Below are 21,202 nucleotides of genomic sequence, written 5' to 3' on the forward strand. Positions count from 1 at the left end.
CCGCAAGTAGTCCTCTAGTTGCGAGCTGCCAGCGCCAGGCCCGCCCGAAGCACACCTGCCGCGTGCAGGAGTGCCTGCCGTGCCGACGGGTCGACTCCCACCCTGCTGGCGAACCCGTGCAGCTGCCCGGGATGCCGCCGGTGGATCACCGGGACCCCGGCCTCGGCCAGTTTCCGCGCGTAGGCCTCGCCTTCGTCGCGCAGCGGGTCGAAGCCCGACGTCGCGATGTAGGTCGGCGGCAGGCCCGCGACATCGTCGTACAGCACCGAAGCGCGCGGGTCGCGGTAGAGCGTCGCGTCCGAGAGGTAACGGTCGCGGTACCAAGCGCGTTCCTCGGTGTCCAGCCGGAAACCGAGTCCGAACAGCTCATGCGACGGATGCGTGCCGAACGCGTCGGTCACCGGGTTCAGCAGAAGGCTGAACGCGGGCCGCGCGACTTCGCCGCGGGCGCCCGCGTGCGCGACGACGGCGGCGAGGTTGCCGCCGGAACTGTCCCCGCCGACCGCGATCCGCGCCGGGTCGAGGCCGTAGTGGGCGGCGTTCGCGTGCACGTGGGCGAAGGCGGCGATGCCGTCCTCGACGGCGGCGGGGAACGGGCATTCCGGAGCCAGTCGGTAGTCCACCGAGACCACGCGTATCCCGGCTTCCTCGGCGAGATAGCGGCAGGCGCCTTCGTGCGTTTCGATCCCGCCGAGCACGAATCCGCCGCCGTGGAAGAACATCAGCGCCGGACTCGGCGAAGCGGCCCCCTCCTGCTCATAGATCCGCATCCGCACCGGCCCGGCGGGGCCGGTGAACGAGTGGTCCGCGCTGCGGATGTCCCCGCCGATCCCCGCGCCCGCCAATTCCCCCGCCTGGTTCAGCTCCGCGCGTGCCTTTTCGACACTCCCGTTGCGGTGCGGGTAGTCGAACGGCGCCAATCTGGACATTTTGATCAGCACCTGCGAACTGGTCGCCAGCCGTTGACCGTCCAGGCGGACGGGACGGCCGGCGACCAGGCGCAGCAAAGGTTCCGGAAGACCGAGCAGGAACCGGAGGGCGGCCATGAGTGAACGCACGAGCAGTCGCCTGCTCAGGGAAAGCATGGCGGAACCCTACGCCTACCGGACGTCGACGAAGATCGGATTCCCGTAGAGCCACAGGTCTTCGAACGGATTCGACTGCCCGATCACGTCCGCGCTCGGCTCGATCCCGCCGGGCACGTGCTTCCTGCCGTCCGTCCCGCGCGTCCGCACGAAGAACGGCTCGCGCACGTTGCGGAAGGTGTGCCGGAACGCGACCCGCCGCCCCGGCGCCCACCGCGGTTCGAACGACCGCACCACCTTCGTACCCGGCGCTGTCTGGGCATCACGGTCGGTGGCAGGCCCGGTGACCGGCCCCGAGACGAGGTCCAGCCGCGCGAGCCGGGGGATCGTGCCGCCGCCGTTCGGCCGGGCCGCCAGCGTCGCCGAGACGACGACCGTGACGTCGTCCCCGCGCCGGACCCGCAGCCTGCCGCCCATCGTGGCCGAGTTCCAACCGCTGTACGCGCCGAATTCCAGCTCCTGCGCGAGCCCGCCGTGAACCACCCAGACGCGTCCCGCGCGCAGGCCTTCCAGCACGCCTTCGTGGCTCCGGCTCGTCACACCGACCACGGTCCGGCTGAATTCGGCGGGGGCGAAGTCCGCGTACGGGGGCAGAGTCTGCGGGACGCCGGTGTCGATCGGGTCCGGGTAGCCGCCGTGCTCGTCGTAGTAGCCGTCGGGGACGCCGGGCCGGACAAGGGTGTCACCCCGGTTGTAGTGCGAGTCGGAGTTGCTGGTGATCCACCACGGCCTTCCCTCGGCCAGCAGTGAATCCCACAGCCCGCCGACGGTCGCGGTGCTCCAGTCGAACCCGCCGTAGGTCCGGTAGGCCGACTCCGGGAAACCCGGCCACGAGTTCGAACCGGGGGAGTTGCCGTATCCGCCGCGCGCGCCACCGCCGCTCCCGAGCGGTTTCGGGAAGCCGTCGGCCTGCGCTCCCGGCGCGCCTTCCATGCCGATGACGATGCCGGGCGCGGCGTCGCGCAGCGCGCGGATCTCGTGCGGGGCGATCCGGCCGTTGCGCAGCGGATGGTTGATCACCACCACCGGCGCGTGGATCCGGCGCGCCCGCTCTTCGGTGGCGAGCCAGCGGATCGCCTTGACGGCCAGCGCCTCGTTGTCGGGGGTGCCCGGTTCGGTCCCGGTCAGCCGCCAGTCGAAGGCGCGCTCGAACTCTCGCAGCTTCGCGGCCTGGTTCGCGCCCGCCTGGAAGAACAGCGTCGCGTGCTCGGCTCCCGGCACGTTCCACTCCATGCCCTGCCACAGCAGGAGATCGCGGTGCTCGCGCTGTGCCGCCCGGATCGCGGCGTTCGTGCGCTCCACCGACGACTTCTCGTGCGAGGCGTGACCGTGATCGGTGATCACCGCCCAGTCGGCCCCGTGCCGCCGGGCGCCGCCGGCGATTCCGTCCACTGTGTACATCGCGTCGTACGAGTACTGGGTGTGGATGTGGTGATCGCCCACCAGCCACCGGTAGCGGTTCCGGCCGAAGAGCCTGCCGAGGTCGAGCTCGAGGCCGAGGTCCAGGTCGAGGGCTTCCGCCGGGGTGGCGGCGGCGAGCGGCGCGCCCGCGGCCGCGGCGGACACGAGGCCCGCGCGCTTGAGGAATCCGCGGCGGTCCACGCCCGGTTTTTCGCTGTTCACCGGCGGGACGCTAGAGAGCCTCGCTGAACGGGCGGTGTCCGGACGGCCAACGCACGGCGCCGTGTGATGATCGTCGCTGCGGTGCGAAAGCCCGGCTCCCCGGAGGATGGCAGGGGAGCCGGGCTTCCCGGCTAGAAGTCCCGGTTCGCCGGAGTGATCCCGAAGTCGCGGTTGTCCACTCCGGTGATCCGGACGCTTCCGTTCTTCATCGGCTTTCCTCCCAGTTTTCAGTTCTTCCCCAGTGCCTGGAGAACCAGGCGTAGGCCGAGTGTTCCGGAAAACGCAGAACGTCGCCACAAAACTCACGAAAAACGCAAAAAGCCACCGTCGGCGACCGAAACATCGCCGACGGTGGCCTTTCGTCGAACCTCAGGAGAGCGGCACGCTCGCCACGCCCGGGGTCAGGAACGGCTTGCCGTTGACCTTCTCGGACACCCCGGCCCGGTCCAGGTACGGCGTGATGCCGCCGAGCCAGAACGGCCAGCCGGCGCCGAGGATCAGGCACAGGTCGATGTCCTGCGCCTCCGCGACCACGCCCTCGTCGAGCATGATCCGGATCTCCTCGGCGATCGCGGCCAGCGCGCGATCACGCACCTGCTCGGACGTCGATGGCGAGTCGCCCCGCTGCCACAGCTCGGCCACCTCGGGATCGACGGTGGCGTTGCCCTTGTCGTCCCACTGCCAGACGCCCTTCTTGCCCGCCTTGACGAAGCGGTCGAGGTTCTCGCTGACGGTGAACCGGTCCGGGAACGCCTCGTGCAGGGTCTCCCCGACGTGCAGGGCGATCGCCGGGCCGACCAGCTGCATCAGCGTCAGCGGCGTCATCGGCAGGCCCAGCGGTTCGAGCGCGGAGTCGGCGACCTCGAACGGCGTGCCCTCGTCCACGGTCACCAGCACCTCGCCGAGGAACCGCAGCAGCAGCCGGTTGACCACGAACGCGGACGCGTCCTTGACCAGCACGCTCGACTTCTTGAGCTGCTTGCCGAGCGCGAACGCGGTGGCCAGCGCGGCGTCGTCGGTCTTCTCCGCCCGGACGATCTCCAGCAGCGGCATCACCGCGACCGGGTTGAAGAAGTGGAACCCGACCACGCGTTCCGGGTGCTTGAGCCGCGAAGCCATCGCGGTGATCGACAGCGACGAGGTGTTCGTCGCCAGGATCGCCTCGGGGGAGACGTACTGCTCCAGGTCGGCGAACACCTTCTGCTTGACGCCCAGCTCCTCGAACACCGCCTCGATCACGAAGTCGGCGTCGGCGAACGCGGACTTGTCGAGCGAGCCGGAGACGAGCGCCTTCAGCCGGTTCGCGCCGTCCGGCGAAACCCGCTTCTTGGCCAGCAGCTTGTCGATCTCACCGTGCACATAGGACACACCCTTGTCGACCCGGTCCTGGTCGACGTCGGTGAGCACCACGGGCACCTTGAGACGGCGGACGAACAGCAGCGCCATCTGGCTGGCCATCAGGCCCGCGCCGACGATGCCGACCTTGTTCACCTTGCGCGCCAGCGCCTTGTCCGGCGCACCGGCCGGCCGCTTCGCGCGCTTGTTGACCAGGTTGAACGAGTACAGCCCGGCGCGCAGCGTGTCGTCCATGAGCAGTTCGGCGAGCCCGTCGGTCTCGGCCGCGTAGCCGCGGTCGAGGTCGTTCTCGCGGGCCAGCTCCAGCAGCTCGACGGCCTTGGTCGCGCCAGGGGACGCGCCCTTCGTGCGTCCGTCCACAATGGCCTTGGCGCGGGCGATCGCGGCGTCCCAGCCCGCGCCGCGGTCGATCTCGCGGCGGGCGGGGGTGATCTCGCCGTTGACGACCTTCGCCAGCCACAGCAGCGACTGCTCCAAGTAGTCGGCCGAGCCGAAGACCTCGTCGACGATGCCGAGTTCGGCCGCCTGCGCGACCTTCAGCATCTTGTTCTGTGCCAGCGCGTTCTCGATGATCACGGTGACCGCGGCGTCCGGCCCGATCAGGTTCGGCAGCAGCTGCGTGCCGCCCCAGCCCGGGAACAGGCCGAGGAAGACCTCGGGGAACGCGATCGCGGGGGTGTTCTCGGACAGCGTGCGGTAGTGGCAGGAGAGCGCGAGTTCGAGTCCGCCGCCCATCACCGCGCCGTTGATGAATCCGAAGGTGGGGATCTCGGTCTCGGTGAGACGGCGGAAGACGTCGTGCCCGGTCTGCGCGATCTCTCGCGCCAGCGCCGGATCCGCGACCGCTTCGACACCGGAAAGGTCGGCGCCGACGGCGAAGATGAACGGTTTGCCGATGACCGCGATCGCGGCGGGTTCGGCGGCGAAGGCGGTGTCGATCGCGGCGTTCAGACTCACCAGGCCCTGCGGGCCGAAGGTGTTCGGCCGAGTGTGGTCGTGCCCGTTGTCCAGCGTGATCAGCGCGACCGGCTTGGACAGACCGGGCACCTTCACCAACCGCGTGACGGCGTTGGTGACGACCTCGTCGGGGAAAGCGGCTTTCGCTTGCTCAGCGGTGAAAGTCATTTACTTCGCCCCCTCGAACGCCGGGTTCTCCCAGATCACGGTGCCGCCCATGCCGATGCCGATGCACATGGTGGTCAGGCCGTAGCGCACGTCGGGGCGCTCGGCGAACTGACGCGAAAGCTGCGTCATCAGCCGGACACCGGAGGACGCGAGCGGGTGACCGCAGGCGATCGCGCCACCCCACTGGTTGACGCGCGGGTCGTCGTCGGCGATGCCGAAGTGGTCGAGGAAGGCGAGGACCTGGACGGCGAACGCCTCGTTGATCTCGAACAGGCCGATGTCGTCGATCGACAGGCCGGTGCGCGCGAACAGCTTCTCGGTGGCGGGCACCGGGCCGATGCCCATCACCTCCGGCTCGACGCCGGCGAAGGAGTAGCCGACGAGCCGCATGCCGATCGGCAAGCCGAGTTCGCGGGCGGTGTCCTCGTCGGCGAGCAGGGCGGCGGTGGCGCCGTCGTTGAGACCGGCCGCGTTGCCCGCGGTGATCCGGCCGTGCGGGCGGAACGGCGTCTTCAGCCCGGCGAGCGTCTCGAGCGTGGTGCCGGGGCGCGGCGGCTCGTCCTCGGTCGCGAGACCCCAGCCGAGTTCCTTCGAACGGGTGGCTACCGGGACCAGCTCGGGGCCGATCTTGCCGGTCTTCACCGCTTCGGCGTACTTCTCCTGGCTGCGCGCGGCGAAGGCGTCGGTGCGCTGCTTGGTGATCGCCGGGAACCGGTCGTGCAGGTTCTCCGCGGTCTGGCCCATCACGAGCGCCGTCGGGTCGACGAGCTTGTCGGCGATGATGCGCGGGTTCGGGTCGACGCCCTCGCCCATCGGGTGGCGGCCCATGTGCTCGACGCCGCCGGCGATCGCGATGTCGTAGGCGCCGAAGCCGATTCCGCTCGCGGTGGTGGTGACCGCGGTCATCGCGCCCGCGCACATGCGGTCCAGCGCGAAACCGGGCACCGACTTCGGCAGGCCCGCCAGCAGCGCGGCGGTGCGACCGATCGTCAGGCCCTGGTCCCCGATCTGGGTGGTGGCGGCGATCGCCACCTCGTCGACGCGCTCGGGCGGCAGCTCGGGATGCCGCCGCAAGAGTTCACGGATGGCGTTGACGACGAGGTCGTCGGCACGGGTGCCGGCGTACATGCCCTTGTCACCGGCCTTGCCGAAGGGCGTTCGCACCCCTTCGACGAAGGCGACATTGCGTACCGACCGCGCGTTCGGCGCGAGCGGTGTTGCTCCTGCGGCCACGAATGCTCCTGAAGTAGAGGTAGTCCTGACCGCACCCTAGCCCCGGTTACCCGCCGGTAACCAGGACGGTGGCCCGGTCGAGTGGGGGAAGGCACACTCCCGGGTCATCGGCGTCGGCCGCTTGGCCGATCCGGGGGCGGTCGGGAAATTGCTATGTTCGGAGTGATCAGGGGGAGGGATCACGATGACTACGCCGGGTCCGGCCGTCACCCGTCGTGCGCTTCTGGGGATGGCGGTCCTCGTGCCGCTGGCCGCCTGCACTCGCGGAACCGCACCCGCGCCGTCGTCGGTCCCGCCGCCACCGCCTTCGCCCAGCCGTCAGTTCCACGACCGGTTGATGGAGCCGGAGAAGAGGTCCGGCGCGCACGCGGTCGGGTCACCGTGGCCGTGAGCGGCGATTCGTGCCGGGCTACTGACTGCCCGCGAACACGCCACCGTTGCCCTCTTTCTCCCTAGTTGCCGGTCGCGCTGGGAAGTAAGGCCGGGCAGCCGCCGGTGACCCAGGCCGGGTCGTACTCGAAATGCCACTTCTCGTTGTCGTAGCGGCGGCACCAGCCGAGCGCGCCGCCGTTCTTGTCCACCCACGAGGCCGAATTCAGCGGCTGGATGTCGACGGCGATTCCCTTGACGTGCATGGACGTCTCCGGCTGCAGTGCCCACTTCTTGGCCTGCTCCACGGAGCCGAACCGCTCGACGGCCTTGTCGAACTCACGCTGCTGCTGGGCCCGGCTGCGCTTGCCGTCGTTCACGCAGAGCGTGATGTTCTGTGCTTTGGCCTTGGCGCGCAGGGCGTTCCACGCGTCGATCACGTCCGGGCGCATGCCGAAGGTGTCCTCGTCGACATAGCGCTTGTCGACGGCGCACGTCGGGCCGCTCTCGGGGCCGGGGACCTCTTCGAGGACCGCGAGTGCCTTCCCGGCGACCGGCTTGACGGCCACACCGGTGGCTCCCAGTGTCACCATCGCGATCCCGACGAGCCCCAGCGCCACGAGCACGCTGATCGCGGTCCTGCGGCTGGACATCACTGTGGTGGGCACCACTCCGAAGCTACCCAGCGCCGGGCGGGCCGCCAGGGTTTGTGACCTTCTTCCCAGAATGGTCCGGCAGGCCAACCAAACCGGAAAACGCCTGGTGAGCGTGGGGCCTCGTGAGTGGTAAGGACGGTTAGAACCGTCCTTACCACTCACGAGACGTGACTCAGCGGCTCAAGTACCCGAGCCACCCTCCGTACCCCGTGATGTCCTCCGCACCTTCCACCGCGGCCGGTTCACAGACGAACCCGGACACCTCGCTCCCGTCGGCCAACCGCACCTTCCCGATCGCCAGCGGCGCGGGAATGCCGGCGACGAACTCCCCGAACCCCGCGAGTGGCAGGTCCCAGACCTCCGCCTCGATCGGTGCGCCCCCCGAGGCGACCCGGACGAGACCGGGTTTGGGCGGCACGGTGTCCAGCGCGAAGAACCGGTACTCGGCCGCCGTCGGTCCCGCCGAGACGAACCGCCCGCCCCGCGAGGTCAGTTCGTGGTTCAGCGGCTGCCCGCGCAGATGGGCGCCGACGACGGCGATCCGGGTCCGCCGCGGCACCAGGCGGGCGACGTCGGCGAGGATCCGGTCGGCGTACGCGGGCCCGACCAGCATCACCCCGAACGGCAGCCCTCCGACGGTTCCGCCGGGTACGGCCAGCGACGAAAGGCCCAGCAGGTTCGTCGAGTTCGTGAACCTGCCCAGCCGGGCGTTCACGCCCAGCGGGTCGGCCTCGACCTCGGCGATCGTCGGATGCTCCGTCGTCGTGGGCAGCAGCAGGCAGTCCACAGTGGACAGAACCGCCGACGCCTCTCGCGAGAGGCCGTCGAGCGTCACGAGGTCGCTGAACAACCGGTGGGCCGGGATGTCCTTCGCCGCGCCGATGATCTGCCGTACGGCCGGATCGACCGCGTCCGGGTGCGCGTCGAGGAATTCTCCGACCGCCGAGTACCGCTCGGCCACGAACGCGCCTTCGTACAGCAGACGCGCCGCGGCCAGGAAGGCCGATATGTCGACAGTGACGAGTTCGGCGCCCGCGTCACGGTACGACTCGGCCGCGGCGGCGAACGCCTCTGCCCAGCCATCCCGCAGCGGGCCGCCCAACTCCTGAGGCACGCCGATCCGGAACGGCCGGTGGACGACCGGAAGATCCCGCGGCTCACTCAGGCAGGTGAAGGCCGCCGTCGCCTCGTCGACCGTCCGCGCGAACACGGTCACGCAGTCGATGCTCGCGCACGCGGGCACGACACCGGTCGTCGGAAGCAGTCCCCGTGTCGGTTTCAGCCCGACGATCCCGTTGTACGCCGCCGGAACCCGGCCGGATCCGGCGGTGTCGGTGCCCAGCGCGAGATCCGCGATCCCGAGCGCCACCGCGACCGCCGAACCCGAACTCGACCCGCCCGACACGTACGCCGGGTCGATCGCGTTCCGGACCGCGCCGTGCGGACTGCGCGTGCCGACCAGCCCGGTCGCGAACTGGTCCAGATTGGTCGTGCCCAGGATCAGCGCCCCGGCCGCGCGCAGCCGCGCCACCACCGGCGCGTCCTCGTCCGGTCGGTAGGCGTACTCGGGGCAGGCCGCCGTCGTCGGGAACCCGGCGACGTCGATGTTGCCCTTGACCGCCGCGAGTTTCCCGTACAGCGGCAAGGGTTCCCCCGCCGCGCGACGGGCTTCCAGCGCTTCCGCGTCGGCGAGCACGTCCGCCTCGGGACGCAGGTCGATCCAGATCTCGGGCCGGTCGACCCGGGCGATCCGGTGGTACGCGGCGCGCACCCGCTCCCGCACGCTCATCCCGCGCTCCTTCCCAGTACCACCAGCGGTGTGCCGGGGGCGACCTGATCGCCGGGGGAGACGAGTACCTCGACGACCTCCCCCGAGGCGGGCGCGGGGATCCGCGCCTCGGTCTTCATCGCTTCGAGGATCACCAGCGTCTCCGCCGGACCGACCGTCTTGCCCGCCTCGACGTCCACCCGCCACACGGTCGCGGCGAACGGCGCTTCGACGACGTGGCCACCGGGCGGGGCCTCGACCTTCGTGGTCGGGACCTTCGCGCCTGCCGGTTCCGGACGAGGGTCGAATTCGCCCGCGGCCGCCCAGGCCTGCCGCTCCGCCTCGAACGCCGAGCTCTGCTTTGCCCGGAACGCGGCGATGTCGGCGGCGTTGTCGGCCAGGAAACGCTCGTGGTCGGCCAGCGCGAACTCGCCGTCGGTGATGTCGAGTTCCAGGTCCCCCGCCGAACTGGAGGCCCGCAGGTCCAGCAGTTCTTCGGCGGACACGGGATACCACGAGATCCGGTCGAAGAACCGCAGCAGCCACGGCGAACCCGGTTCGAACGAACCCCGCTGCCGCCAGCCGCTCCACACCTGCGTGGTCCGCCCGACGAACTGGTACCCGCCGGGGCCCTCCATCCCGTAGATGCACAGGTACGAGCCGCCGATGCCGACCGAGTTCTCCGCGGTCCAGGTGCGCGCCGGGTTGTACTTCGTGGTGACCAGCCGGTGCCGCGGATCCAGCGGGGTGGCCACCGGCGCGCCGAGATAGACGTCGCCGAGGCCCAGCACGAGGTACTCCGCGTCGAACACCGTCCGGTAGACGTCGTCCACACTGGACAGACCGTTGACCCGCCGGATGAACTCGATGTTCCACGGGCACCACGGCGCGTCGTCGCGCACGCCCGCCATGTACCGCTCGATCGCCTCGCGGGTCGCCGGATCGTCCCAGGACAACGGCAGCCGCACGGTCCGGCTCGGCACCACGAGATCGGCGGTGCGCGGCAGATCGTGCTCCACCTCCTGGACGAGGCCGAGCAGTTTCGACACCGGCAGCACGTCCGGATCGACGTGCACCTGCAGCGAGCGGATGCCCGGTGTCAGGTCGACGACACCGTCGAGTCCTTCCGCGCCCAGCCTGTCGGCGAGGGCGTGGACCCGCATCCGCAGGGCCAGGTCGAGTTTCATCGGCCCGTACTCGATCAGCAGGTTGTCGTCGCCGCTGCGCCGGTAGGTGACCTCGGGGTTCTCGTCCGAAGTGGACAGACGGCCGAAGATGCCGCCGTCGTCGATCGGCGTTCGGCTCGGCTTGACCGCCGAGGCCGGAGTCTCCCGGAGCGACATCGCGTGCTCGATGGTGATCGGCACGAACCGTACGGTGTCACCCGGCCGCAGCTGGCCGAGTTTCCAGCGCTGCCCGGTCACCACGGTCGCCGGGCAGACGAAACCGCCGAGGCTCGGCCCGTCCGGGCCCAGCAGGATCGGCAGGTCGCCGGTGTAGTCGACGGCGCCGATGGCGTACGGCGTGTCGTGGATGTTCGACGGGTGCAATCCCGCCTCGCCGCCGTCCTCCCGCGCCCATCGTGGCCGGGGCCCGACGAGCCGGACGCCGGTCCGCGCGGAGTTGAAGTGCACCTCCCAGTCGGTGGCGTAGAACGTTTCGACGTCGTCCGGGGTGAAGAACTCCGGAGCCGCGTGTGGTCCTTCGGACGCGCCGATCTCCCAGTGCGTCGAGAAGACCGGGCGTTCGGCCTCGGGGACAGCGCCGGTGACGGCGTTCTCCGGAACCGGCCCGGGGGAGAGGACGTCGCCGGTCGCCAGCGCGCGGCCGCCGTGCCCGCCGAAGCCGCCCAGGGTGAAGGTCGCCGCGCTGCCCAGGAAGTCCGGCACGTCGATCCCGCCGCGGACGAGGACGTACGCGCGGAGCCCGGCGGTGCCGGTGCCGACGTCGAGCACGCCGCCCGCGGGAACCTCGACCGGTTCCCACTGGGGAACGGGCTCGCCGTCGAGGGTCACCGGGGACGGAGATCCCGTGACGCAAACGATTGCGTCATCGGTGAACCGCAGGCAGACACCGTCCACAGTGCACTCTAGGCCGGGTGTCCCTTCGGGATTGCCCAGCGCGCGGTTGCCCAGGCGCAGTGACAGATCGTCCATCGGGCCGTTCGGCGGGACACCCACGTGCCAGAACCCCAGCCGTCCCGGCCAGTCCTGCACGGTGGTCATCGTGCCGCCGCGCAGCACCTCGATCCGCGGTTCGGGATCGGTGATCGCGTCGAGGGTCGAGGTGTCGTGCGTGACCTCCCGAAGCCGGGGGTCGGCGGCGACCGCGCGCAGCTGCCCGAGGTTCGTGCGGACGCCGTCCACCCGGCTTCCCCCGAGCGCCGTGCCCAGCGCGGCCAGTGCCCCGGCCCGGTCCTGACCGACGGTGATCACCTTGGCGAGCAAGGGGTCGTAATGCGTCGTCACCTTCGTGCCGGCCTCGACCCAGGTGTCGACCCTGACGTCGGCGGGGAAGTCGGCGCGGGTCAGCAGGCCCGCGCTCGGCCGGTGCCCGGCGGCCGGATCCTCGGCGTAGACCCGGGCTTCGACCGCGTGCCCGCGCGGTTCCGGCGCGGTGGCGAACATCCCGGTGTCGCCGTCGGCGAGCCGGAGCATCCACGCGACGAGGTCGATCCCGTAGACCGCCTCGGTGACCGGGTGCTCGACCTGCAGCCGCGTGTTCACTTCGAGGAACGCGGCTTCTTCCCGGTCCGGGTCGTAGATGAACTCGACCGTGCCGGCCGACCGGTAGCGCACCGACGCGCAGAGGCCGACGGCCGCCGAGACCAGCTTCTCGCGCACCGCTTCGGAAAGACCCGGCGCGGGGCACTCTTCGAACACCTTCTGGTTGCGTCGCTGCAGGGTGCAGTCCCGGGTGCCCAGCGCCAGCACCTCACCCGCGCCGTCGCCGAACACCTGGACTTCGACGTGCCGGGCCCGCGTCACCAGGCGTTCGAGGAACACGCCCGACGTCGAGAAGCTCTTGGCCACGATGCTCCGCACCGCGTCCCAGGCCTCCCGCAACTCCTCGGCCGAAGCGCAGGCGCGCATGCCGATCCCGCCGCCACCGCCGGTGGCCTTGAGCATCACCGGGTAGCCGATCATGGTGGCCGCCACTTCCGCGTCGGCGAGGGTGTCCAACAGCCCGGTGCCCGGCAACAACGGGACCCCGGCTTCGACGGCCTTGTGCCGGGCGGTGTGCTTGCTGCCGAAGACTTCGAGCTGGTCCGCGGTGGGACCGGCGAACCGGATCCCCGCCGCTTCCGCCGTCCGGGCGAAAGCGGTGTCCTCGGACAGGAATCCGTAGCCGGGGTGGATCGTGTCCGCCCCGGTCTTCAGTGCGGCTTCGATGATCGCGTCACCGAGGAGATAGCTCTCCCTGGCGGGCGCGGGGCCCAGTCGGATGGCCTCATCGGCGAGTCGTACGTGTGCGGCGGTGCGGTCCGCGTCGGAGTAGACGGCGACCGTCGCGATGCCCATCTCCTTGGCGGTCCGGATGATCCGGACCGCGATTTCCCCCCGGTTGGCGACGAGCAGTTTCACGCGTCACCGCCGGTGACGATCATTCTGACCGGAGTCGGGTCGAACCCGTTGCACGGGTTGTTGATCTGCGGGCAGTTCGACACCAGCACCAGGACGTCGGTCTCGGCACGCAGCCGGACCTCCATGCCGGGCCTGGAAATGCCGTCGACGATGCCGAGTGTGCCGTCCTGCTCGACCGGCACGTTCATGTACCAGTTGACGTTGCCGACCAGATCCCGTTTCCCCAGGCCCCATTTCGCGCCTTCGGCCAGGAAGTTCTCGACGCAGGCGTGCTGGTACCGAGTGTGCTGGCCGTAGCGGAGGCTGTTCGACTCCTTGCTGCAGGCGCCGCCGATCGTGTCGTGTCGTCCGCAGGTGTCCCCGACGACGGTGAGCAGCGGAGCGCCTTCGCCGGTGCGCAGCACGCTGCCGGTGGTGAGGAAGATGTTGCGCTGTGCGGAGATCGTGGCGGCGGCGCTGTAGCGTTTGGCCGTGTCGGCGGCGGCGTAGCAGAGGAAGTCGACGGCCTGGTTGCCGCCGAGATCGATGATCGCGAGTGTCTCGCCTCTGCGGAGCACGGTGGAGTACGGGGCCCGCGCGGCGACCTCGGTGTCGGAGATGATCGTCGTGGTCATGCGATCCCCCTGGCGGTCAGGTAGTCGGCGGTGTTCTCGAAGGCGCGCTGTGCCTCGGGTGACGCGGTCCATTCAGGACTGTCCGGTGTGGACGGTTCACTGCGCTGGGCGAAGACACGCAGCGGGGTGACCGTGTAGTCCGGGCGCGGGTCGAGCGGATGCGCGACGTTGGCGATCAGGACGACGACCGGGAGTTCGGTCCGCAGGACCACGGATTTGCCGGGACCTGCCGATCCCTCGAAGGTCAGCCCTCCGTCCGCCTCCACGTGGACGCCCTGGAAGAAGGACAGGCTCGGCGGAAGATCGCGCGGGGTCAGGCCGTGCTTCGCGGCGGCCAGCGTGAACAGCGCGTTCCCCGAAGGCGAATCGCCCTGCGGGCTTCCGTCGCCGTAGCGTTCGGCGTTGCCGTCCACAGTGGACGTCCCGCACAGCGAGTCGTGCTTTCCGCTCTCGTCGGTGACGACGGTCGCGAGGACCCGCGCCTGATCCGACAGCAGCGCGATCGACTCGCCGAGATAGGCGTTCCACTGGACCTTCACCGTGTCCGCGACGTTCAGCCGCTCCCACGGCTGGTCGGCGTTGAACAGCAGCAGATGCGCGCAGGCGTCGCCCTCGAGGTCGGTCAGCCGCAGTTCGGTGCCGCGGGCGAGGACCTTGTGGGTGTAGCCGCCGCCGGCGACGGTCTCGGCCCAGACCAGCTTCGCCGGGTCGATCCCGGCGGGCGGATCCGGCCAGGTGGCCGCGGGGATGGCGGGCATCGTGTCGGTCACCGTGCCCGCCTGGGCACGCGCGTGGTCGCGAGCGCCGTACGTGGTCGATGTCGTGCTCATGGAACCTTCCTTCAGATCGCGGGGACGGGGACCGTGGTGAGCGCGGAGCGGCGGCGCCAGCAGAGGTAGCCGGTGAGGATCGCGGCGCCGACGAACTCGATCGGGAACAACAGGACCCAGACGGAGCCGGTGCCCGCCAGGTCGTAGATCTCGGCTCGTGGCCAAGCGATGTTGACGATCATCATCGCGCCGTACCCTACTGCCGCGACGTTGACCGGAATAGCCCATCGCCCCAGGGAGAAGTGGCCGGGTTCGGAGGTGAAACGGCCTTGACGGCGCCGGATCAGCAGCGGTCCGGTCACCAGGAGATAGGCGAGGTAGACCACGACCACCGAGGTGCCGGTGATGGTGCTGAAGATGGTCGGATTCCCCAGATTCAGCAGCAGGAGCCCGATCGCGAGCGCCCCGGACAGGACGGCGGGCGCGATCGGCGTCCCGGTGCGGGCGTTGACCGCGGAAAGCAGTTTGGCGCCGGGAAGCGCGCCGTCGCGGGCCATCGCGTAGATCAGCCGGACGGTGCCGGTCTGGATGGTCAGGGTGCAGACGACGACGGCGATGGCGACGTCGGCGAGGAAGATCCGGCCGAGCGTGTCCCCGAAGACGGCCGTGATCACATACGGCAGGCCCTTCCCGGCGAGCTGGCCGTCGGTGAGGCTCGGTGCCGCCATCAGCGCGGTGATGACGACGGCGAGCCCGCCGATTCCGGAGATCAGGAGCGCGCGGAGCACGGCGCGCGGAGCGATGCGCCTCGCGTCCTTGGTCTCCTCCGCGACCGAGGCTGCGGTGTCGAAGCCGTACAGGACGTACGCGGCCATCAGCGCCGAAGCGAGAACGCCGCCGGCTCCCGGGCTTTCGCCCGCCGGTGCGAGCACGACCTGCGGGCCGCGGACGGCGAAGAGCGCGAGCCCGATGATCAGGATGAGGACGCCGACGAGTTCGGCCGCCACCCCGACGTCGTTGATCCGCGCCATGAGCCGCACGCCGCCCGCGTTGATCGCGGTGGTGAAGACGATCAGCAGGGCACCGAGCAGGACGGCGTTGGTGGCGCCGGTCGGGGACGTGATCGCCGGATCCCCGCCGACGAGCTGGAAACCGCTCCAGACCGACGGGAGGACGACCTGCAGCGCGATGGCGGCACCGGCGAGCGCGACGACGCAGCCGACCAGCATCATCCAGCCCGCCAGCCAGCCCGCGAATCCAGGTGAGAGGTGTTTCGCCCACTGGTAAACCGATCCTGCCAGCGGGAATCGGGCCGCGAGTTCGGCGAAGTTCAGGGCGACGAGCAATTGGCCGATGATCACCAGCGGCCAGGTCCAGAAGAAGAGGGTGTCGCCGAAGGAATAGCCGAAGGCGAACAGCTGAAACACCGTGGTCAGGATGGAAACGAAGGAGAATCCGGCGGCGAAGGCGGAGAACCCGCCCAGCGTCCGGCGTAGTTCTTGACGGTAACCGAAGGCGGAAAGGTCTTCGGACGGCATTTTCGGGGGCTCCTGTCTGGAGGGCCGAATTTCGATCGGATGACCGAAATTAAGCGCATGCGGAGTCCTTCTGATCTCCGCCCGGTAAGCGCGGTGTTAAGTGATACCGGATTCGGTAACCTGGGCCGACCGCCGGACGTAACAAAGATCTTCGCGGAGAAATGGCAGGATCGGATAGATGACGAAAACGACCGGGGTGGGCAGGCCCAGAGCCAGCGGTGCGGCGGCGAGCAAACGGGAAGCGCGGCTCGCGGTTTTGGACGCGGCCGGGGAGCTGTTCACCGGCGCCGGGTACGCGGCGACGACCACACGGGCCATCGCCGAACGCGCCGGACTGCGCCAGGCGTCGCTCTACTACCACTTTCCGTCCAAAGAGGACATTCTCGCGGCGCTGCTGGAGGACACCGTCCGGCCGTCGCTGGACGTCGCGGGCGGGCTGTCGGCCCAGCTGGCGCCGGTCGGCACGCGGCTGTGGGCGCTGGCCTACGCGGACATCCACCTGCTCGGCAGCGCGCGGCACAACCTCGGTGCGCTGTACCTGCTGCCGGAGATCTCCTCGCCGAGGCTGGGGCGGTTCCGGGCCGAACGCGCGGAGCTCAAACGCGTCTACGGCTCGCTCGTCGCGGTCGCCGGGGTCCCCGGCGACCTCCTGGGCATTCGGACCGATCTAGTGTTCGGGCTCGTCGAGAGCATCGCGATCGTCCGGCGTGACCAGCCGGACCTGGACGTCGAAGCGCACGCCGTCGAAGGGGCCGACAGCGTGCTGAGGCTGGCCGGTATCGGGGAACCGGACGCCGAGCTGCGCGAATCCGCGCGGGCGCTACTGGAGGACTGAAGCCGGGTCAGGCGGCGGCGGTGGCGTGGAGCGCTTTGCTCAGCGCCGCCACGGTCAGCTCGATCTGCCACGGCCGGGCACCGCCGTCGGCGAGGACCTTGGCGACCGCGTCCTCGCTCAGGTCCGCGGGCGGGCGCCAGCAGGTGCGGCGCACGAGTTCCGGCAGTAGCAGGTTCTCCACCGGCAGCCGCCGGTCCTCCGCGATCGCGGCCAGCGCCGCGCGGGCGGCCGAAAGCCGGGCGGCGGCGTCGGGATCCTTGTCCGACCAGCGGTTCACCGGCGGCGGGCCGTCGGTCTGCTGCGCCGGGGTGGGCAGTTCCTCGGCGGGGAGCGCGCGGGCGGCCTGCAGGTGCCGCAGCCAGCTCGCGGTGTACTTCCGCTGGATCCGGCCGCTGAACACCGGCAGCGACTGCAGCTGCTCGACCGTCTTCGGGTCGGCGGTGACGGCGTTGATGATCGCGCTGTCGGGCAGGATCCGGCTGGGCGCGCGGTCGCGCTTGCGGGCGAGCTCGTCCCGCGCCTGCCACAGTTCGCGCACCGCGGCGAGGCCGCGGGCGCTGCGGATCTTGTGGACGCCGGACGTCCGGCGCCACGGCTCGGCCCGAGGGGCGGGCGGCGGCGCGGTGCGGACGGCCTCGAACTCCTGCTGAGCCCATTCGAGCTTGCCCTGGGCCTCGAGGTCGGCTTCGAGCTTCTCTCGCAGCTCGATGAGCAACTCGACATCGAGGGCGGCGTAGTTCAGCCAGTCGACGGGAAGCGGGCGCTTCGACCAGTCGGCGGCACTGTGCCCCTTCTCCAGCTGGTAGCCGAGGAGGAGTTCGACGAGGGTGCCGAGGGCGACCCGTTCGTACCCGGCGAGCCGTCCGGCGAGTTCGGTGTCGAACAGGCTCTTCGGGTGCAGGTCGAGTTCGGCGAGACACGGCAGGTCCTGAGAGGCCGCGTGCAACACCCATTCGGCGTTGTTGAGCACTTCCGCGAGGGGCGCGAGCTGCCCTTCGAGCGGAATGGGGTCGATGAGGAAGGAGCCGGCACCTTCGCGGCGCAGCTGGACCAGATAGGCCTTCGGCCAGTACCGGTAGCCGGACGCGCGCTCGGTGTCCACGGCGATGGCCCCGCTGCCGCCCGCGATCTTCACGCAGGCTTCGGCGAGGGCTGTCGCGTCGGCGATCACCGGTGGAGTGCCTTCGGCGGGCTCGCGTAACAAGACGGCGGCACTGGTGTCATCAGTGCCGGTCATAGAGTCCGCCTGCGGTTCTCCGGGTCGGTCGCCATCCATAGGTGAAGACCCTACGGGACGAGCGGGCCGCGCCTGGTCCGCCCGCCCCGCAGGGCAGTTCGCCTTTGTCAGCGGATCACGCCGGCACGCATGGCCAGCGCCACCATCTGAGCCCGGTCACCCGTGCCGAGCTTGCGCCCGATGCGGGAGAGGTGAGACTTCACGGTGAGAGCGGAGAGGCTGAGTTCCTCGCCGATCTCCTTGTTGGACTGGCCGTCGGCGACGAGCTGCAGCACCTCGACCTCGCGCGCCGAAAGCTCGCGCGGGGTGTTGTCGGTGCCGGCGACTCGGGTGCCGGTGGCCAAGACCGGTGCGACGCTCGGGTCCGCGTAGACGCCGCCCTCGAGCACCCTGCGGACGCCGTCGGTCACTACGACCGGCGATGCCGACTTGAGCAGGTATGCCTGGGCGCCGGCCTGGAACGCCGACCTGACCGCGTACGGGTCGTCCGATGAAGCGAGCACCACTACGCGAGGCCAGCCATGGCTACGGAGTTCCGTAACCAGCTCGATGCCGCTGCCATCCGGCAGACCGAGATCGAGGATCGCCAGGTCACAAGGCCCAGTGGCCTGTGCTCGCGCCCTTGCCTCGGCCACCGTGGCGGCCTCGTGGACGGTGCCCGCACCCATCTGTGCGAGTCTTGCTGAGATTGCCTCCCTCAACAGCGGGTGGTCATCGACCACCAACACGGAAAAAAGCTCTTCCCGCGGATGCGGAACCATGCTCGCCGGCAATGAACCGGCTGGCGTGGATCGGACGGCCTGAGAAATGCCGACGGTAGCCACGTCACTACCTCCCTGGAGTCGGTCGTGCCCCCCGACCGGCACCGGGACTTTCGGCCGTTTAGCCGCGCCAGCTTTAGACCGAAAGTGGTGTCGTCGATGGCACTGTAGCCGCCCTGAGGCCTTCACGGGGGGATCGAATGGGTATCTATCTCAAACGAGTAGTTACTCAGGGAGTTCGTTGTAACACGATCGGGCTAGTACACAGCCGGTGGCTAACACATCGCCGAAAGAACACGATGCACTTCAGTTACCGGGGTCCAACCGACTGTGCAGATGGGCCGTGCACCTGCCGGTGCCTCTGCCCGGGAGCCTTGGAGAGCAGGGCATCGAGGGTCGGAAACCGCCTCCGGCATGGGGCTTGATCAACTTCGCGGAGGGTCATGATCGCTTCGCTGGGTGACTGCGGTAGTAACGCTCCGGAGGCGCCCCGGGGTGCTTCAAGGGCCTGTTTCGGCCGGATTGATCTTGTTGCTGACGGTGACACTGTCGGTAGCACGAACGGGGTGGTCCAGACCTCTGGGCGGCCGTCTCCGCGCTGGTCGGAGCTGGTCTAGTCCAGATGGCCCTGAAGCGCCTCTCGACGGCGTACGGACGCTCTGAGGGCCTCGCGAATGGGGTAAGCGAAGGTGTCCTCGGGCGCTTCGCGCGGTCTTCGGCAGTACGTGAAGGACCCCTTCATTGCGCTAGACGCAATGAAGGGGTCCTTCACGTACTTGGGCCGCCGATCCGGCGGGGGAGCAAGGGGCCTTTAGTGTCGCTAGCTTTCCTAGCGGCGCTAGCTGGCCGGAGATTGCAGAATAACCCAAATGCTATGTCTCGATTGCCGGGATTCCGGCGTGTCGGGACGGAGTGTCGGGTCTCAGGAGGACTGGCGCTGCTCGAAGAGGGTCACGCCGACCGGCGGCAGTCCGACGACGCTCGCCATCACCTGGCAGAAGGCCTGCCCGTGCGACCGCAGCGCGGCGTCCGTCGGCGTCCAGGACGCCCGCAGCTCCAGGTCGTCGGTGCGCGTGGGCCCGGAGATGTCGCCGAAGCGGGCCGAGGACGTCTCGGTGACCGTGCCGCCCAGCGCCGTCCACTCCGCGCCGGAGCTCTCCAGCGCGTCGGTCAGCCACGACCAGCCGACGGCGGGAAGGAAGGGATCCGTCGCCAGTTCCCGGTCGAGTTCCGCGCGGACGTACATGACCAGCCGCAGAACCCCGTCCCAGCCTTCTTGACCGTCCGGATCGTGCAGCAGCACCAGCCGCCCCGACGCCAGCACGTCCGCCGGCCCTTCCACCTCGCAGCTCACCGCGTAGGACCACGGCGCCAGGCGCTGCGGCGGGCGCATCGTTTCCAGCTGCACTTCGGGACGGGGCCGGACCGATTGCAACGCCGCGACGGCTTCACGGAAGAGATCGGGTACTGACGTCATCGCGGTCACCAACCGACTGTAAGACGCGATAGTCCGGTTCGGGGCGCAGACGCGCCGAGAGTAAGGGCTCGGAGCGCCCATGGCACCATGAACCGTGATGTCTCCTTCAGCTGCTTCTCCCGCGCAGACCGTCCCCGCGGCCCGTCGTGCCCTGCCCGGCGCGCCGTTCCTGGCCGCCGCGCGCGGCGAACGCCCGGCCCGCACCCCCGTGTGGTTCATGCGCCAGGCAGGCCGGTCGTTGCCCGAGTACCGGGCGCTGCGCGAAGGCACCTCGATGTTCGACGCGTGCTTCGACCCCGAGATGCTCGCCGAGATCACGCTCCAGCCGATCCGCCGTCACGGCGTCGACGCGGCCATCCTCTTCAGTGACATCGTCGTCCCGCTCAAGGCGGCGGGTCTCGACATCGACATCGTCGCGGGCACCGGCCCGGTCGTGGCCGAGCCGATCCGCGACGCCGCGGGCGTGCGCGCGCTGCCGGTCCTGGACCCGGAGCAGGTGGAGCGGGTCGCCGACGGCGTCCGGCTGCTGGTCGGGTCGCTGGGCGAGACGCCGCTGATCGGTTTCGCCGGCGCGCCGTTCACCCTGGCCTCCTACCTCATCGAGGGCGGGCCGAGCCGCAACCACGAGCACACCAAGGCGCTCATGCACTCCGAGCCGGAGCTGTGGCACGAGCTCGCCGGGCGCCTGGCGGACATGGCGATCACCTTCCTGTCCGCGCAGCTCGACGCCGGGGCCGACGCGATCCAGCTGTTCGACTCGTGGGCGGGCGCGCTCTCGGAGCGGGACTACCGCGAGTTCGTCCTGCCGCATTCGGCGAAGGTGCTGTCGGCGGTCGCCGGGTACGGCGTGCCCCGGATCCACTTCGGTGTCGGCACCGGCGAGCTGCTGGTCGCGATGCGCGACGCGGGCGCCGACGTGGTCGGCGTCGACTGGCGCCTCCCGCTCGACGAGGCCGTCCGGCGGCTCGGCGGCGGTGTCGTCCAGGGCAACCTCGACCCCGCGCTGCTGCACGCGTCCTGGCCGGTGCTCGAAGCGGAGGTCCGGCGGATCCACGCCGAGGGCCGCGCGGCCGACGGGCACATCTTCAACCTCGGCCACGGCGTCCTGCCCGGCGTCGACCCGGACGTCTTGACGCGCGTGGTCGGGCTGGTGCACGAGCTCCAGCCGTGA

The 21,202-nt window shown here is 70.0% G+C and carries 16 protein-coding genes; 3 read left to right on the forward strand and 13 right to left on the reverse strand.

Going from position 1 to position 21,202, the window contains the following annotated elements:
• Positions 1-14: 14 nt before the first annotated feature.
• The 4 genes from ACZ5IK_RS12915 to ACZ5IK_RS12930 form a co-directional block, all read right to left on the reverse strand.
• On the reverse strand, positions 15-1,085 hold the full coding sequence (locus tag ACZ5IK_RS12915) for an alpha/beta hydrolase (protein WP_465487856.1): 1,071 nt from the start codon (positions 1,083-1,085) through the stop codon (positions 15-17).
• Between the two features lie 15 nt (positions 1,086-1,100).
• Positions 1,101-2,708 (reverse strand): CehA/McbA family metallohydrolase domain-containing protein, encoded by a 1,608-nt coding sequence (locus ACZ5IK_RS12920; RefSeq protein WP_465487857.1) that lies wholly within the window; start codon positions 2,706-2,708, stop codon positions 1,101-1,103.
• A 369-nt stretch (positions 2,709-3,077) separates the two neighbouring features.
• A complete protein-coding gene (locus ACZ5IK_RS12925; RefSeq protein WP_465487858.1) occupies positions 3,078-5,189 on the reverse strand; it encodes a 3-hydroxyacyl-CoA dehydrogenase NAD-binding domain-containing protein in 2,112 nt (703 codons plus the stop codon).
• The gene (locus ACZ5IK_RS12930; RefSeq protein WP_101606634.1) at positions 5,190-6,422 is read right to left on the reverse strand and encodes a thiolase family protein; all 1,233 of its coding nucleotides are present in this window, start codon (positions 6,420-6,422) and stop codon (positions 5,190-5,192) included.
• A gap of 184 nt (positions 6,423-6,606) precedes the next feature.
• On the opposite strand from ACZ5IK_RS12930, the gene ACZ5IK_RS12935 reads away from it, so the two are divergent.
• Positions 6,607-6,813: a hypothetical protein gene (locus ACZ5IK_RS12935; protein ID WP_465487859.1), complete on the forward strand. Its 207-nt coding sequence runs from the start codon at positions 6,607-6,609 to the stop codon at positions 6,811-6,813.
• 61 nt (positions 6,814-6,874) lie between these two features.
• Here ACZ5IK_RS12935 and ACZ5IK_RS12940 read toward each other — a convergent pair whose 3' ends face one another.
• The 6 genes from ACZ5IK_RS12940 to ACZ5IK_RS12965 all read right to left on the reverse strand — a co-directional run bounded on the left by ACZ5IK_RS12940 (position 6,875) and on the right by ACZ5IK_RS12965 (position 15,721).
• Positions 6,875-7,462 carry a D-alanyl-D-alanine carboxypeptidase family protein gene (locus ACZ5IK_RS12940; RefSeq protein ID WP_465487860.1) on the reverse strand — a complete coding sequence of 196 codons (588 nt, stop codon included), beginning with the start codon at positions 7,460-7,462 and terminating at the stop codon, positions 6,875-6,877.
• Between the two features lie 157 nt (positions 7,463-7,619).
• Positions 7,620-9,236, reverse strand: coding sequence for an allophanate hydrolase (locus ACZ5IK_RS12945; RefSeq protein ID WP_465487861.1), 1,617 nt, complete (start codon positions 9,234-9,236; stop codon positions 7,620-7,622).
• Positions 9,233-12,799, reverse strand: coding sequence for an urea carboxylase (gene uca, locus ACZ5IK_RS12950; RefSeq protein ID WP_465487862.1), 3,567 nt, complete (start codon positions 12,797-12,799; stop codon positions 9,233-9,235). Before uca ends, ACZ5IK_RS12945 begins: the two co-directional genes overlap by 4 nt.
• Positions 12,796-13,413: an urea amidolyase associated protein UAAP2 gene (locus ACZ5IK_RS12955; RefSeq protein WP_465487863.1), complete on the reverse strand. Its 618-nt coding sequence runs from the start codon at positions 13,411-13,413 to the stop codon at positions 12,796-12,798. Before ACZ5IK_RS12955 ends, uca begins: the two co-directional genes overlap by 4 nt.
• Positions 13,410-14,243, reverse strand: coding sequence for an urea amidolyase associated protein UAAP1 (locus ACZ5IK_RS12960; protein ID WP_465487864.1), 834 nt, complete (start codon positions 14,241-14,243; stop codon positions 13,410-13,412). The genes ACZ5IK_RS12955 and ACZ5IK_RS12960 overlap by 4 nt, the downstream gene beginning before the upstream one ends.
• Before the next feature lie 11 nt (positions 14,244-14,254).
• The gene (locus ACZ5IK_RS12965; RefSeq protein ID WP_465487865.1) at positions 14,255-15,721 is read right to left on the reverse strand and encodes an amino acid permease; all 1,467 of its coding nucleotides are present in this window, start codon (positions 15,719-15,721) and stop codon (positions 14,255-14,257) included.
• A gap of 178 nt (positions 15,722-15,899) precedes the next feature.
• Between ACZ5IK_RS12965 and ACZ5IK_RS12970 the strand changes: the two genes are divergently transcribed.
• Complete coding sequence (locus ACZ5IK_RS12970; RefSeq protein WP_465487866.1) at positions 15,900-16,556, forward strand: TetR/AcrR family transcriptional regulator; 657 nt, start codon at positions 15,900-15,902, stop codon at positions 16,554-16,556.
• Between the two features lie 7 nt (positions 16,557-16,563).
• On the opposite strand, the gene ACZ5IK_RS12975 is transcribed toward ACZ5IK_RS12970, so the two are convergent.
• The 3 genes from ACZ5IK_RS12975 to ACZ5IK_RS12985 form a co-directional block, all read right to left on the reverse strand.
• Positions 16,564-17,793 carry an HRDC domain-containing protein gene (locus ACZ5IK_RS12975; RefSeq protein ID WP_465487867.1) on the reverse strand — a complete coding sequence of 410 codons (1,230 nt, stop codon included), beginning with the start codon at positions 17,791-17,793 and terminating at the stop codon, positions 16,564-16,566.
• 107 nt (positions 17,794-17,900) lie between these two features.
• Positions 17,901-18,617, reverse strand: coding sequence for a response regulator transcription factor (locus tag ACZ5IK_RS12980; protein ID WP_034318331.1), 717 nt, complete (start codon positions 18,615-18,617; stop codon positions 17,901-17,903).
• A gap of 859 nt (positions 18,618-19,476) precedes the next feature.
• Complete coding sequence (locus tag ACZ5IK_RS12985) at positions 19,477-20,040, reverse strand: DUF3000 domain-containing protein (protein WP_168214274.1); 564 nt, start codon at positions 20,038-20,040, stop codon at positions 19,477-19,479.
• Between the two features lie 88 nt (positions 20,041-20,128).
• Between ACZ5IK_RS12985 and hemE the strand changes: the two genes are divergently transcribed.
• Positions 20,129-21,202 carry a uroporphyrinogen decarboxylase gene (hemE, locus tag ACZ5IK_RS12990; protein WP_465487868.1) on the forward strand — a complete coding sequence of 358 codons (1,074 nt, stop codon included), beginning with the start codon at positions 20,129-20,131 and terminating at the stop codon, positions 21,200-21,202.

It is taken from the genome of Amycolatopsis sp. NPDC031561, from assembly GCF_055580625.1.

Bases quoted from the DNA above. Each gene is read 5' to 3' on its own strand.
- ACZ5IK_RS12955 (WP_465487863.1), bottom strand. From the start codon at position 13,413: ATGACCACGACGATCATCTCCGACACCGAGGTCGCCGCGCGGGCCCCG.
- ACZ5IK_RS12915 (WP_465487856.1), bottom strand. From the start codon at position 1,085: ATGCTTTCCCTGAGCAGGCGACTGCTCGTGCGTTCACTCATGGCCGCC.
- ACZ5IK_RS12935 (WP_465487859.1), top strand. From the start codon at position 6,607: ATGACTACGCCGGGTCCGGCCGTCACCCGTCGTGCGCTTCTGGGGATG.
- ACZ5IK_RS12960 (WP_465487864.1), bottom strand. From the start codon at position 14,243: ATGAGCACGACATCGACCACGTACGGCGCTCGCGACCACGCGCGTGCC.
- ACZ5IK_RS12975 (WP_465487867.1), bottom strand. From the start codon at position 17,793: ATGACCGGCACTGATGACACCAGTGCCGCCGTCTTGTTACGCGAGCCC.
- ACZ5IK_RS12970 (WP_465487866.1), top strand. From the start codon at position 15,900: ATGACGAAAACGACCGGGGTGGGCAGGCCCAGAGCCAGCGGTGCGGCG.
- hemE (WP_465487868.1), top strand. From the start codon at position 20,129: ATGTCTCCTTCAGCTGCTTCTCCCGCGCAGACCGTCCCCGCGGCCCGT.
- ACZ5IK_RS12925 (WP_465487858.1), bottom strand. From the start codon at position 5,189: ATGACTTTCACCGCTGAGCAAGCGAAAGCCGCTTTCCCCGACGAGGTC.
- ACZ5IK_RS12945 (WP_465487861.1), bottom strand. From the start codon at position 9,236: ATGAGCGTGCGGGAGCGGGTGCGCGCCGCGTACCACCGGATCGCCCGG.
- ACZ5IK_RS12965 (WP_465487865.1), bottom strand. From the start codon at position 15,721: ATGCCGTCCGAAGACCTTTCCGCCTTCGGTTACCGTCAAGAACTACGC.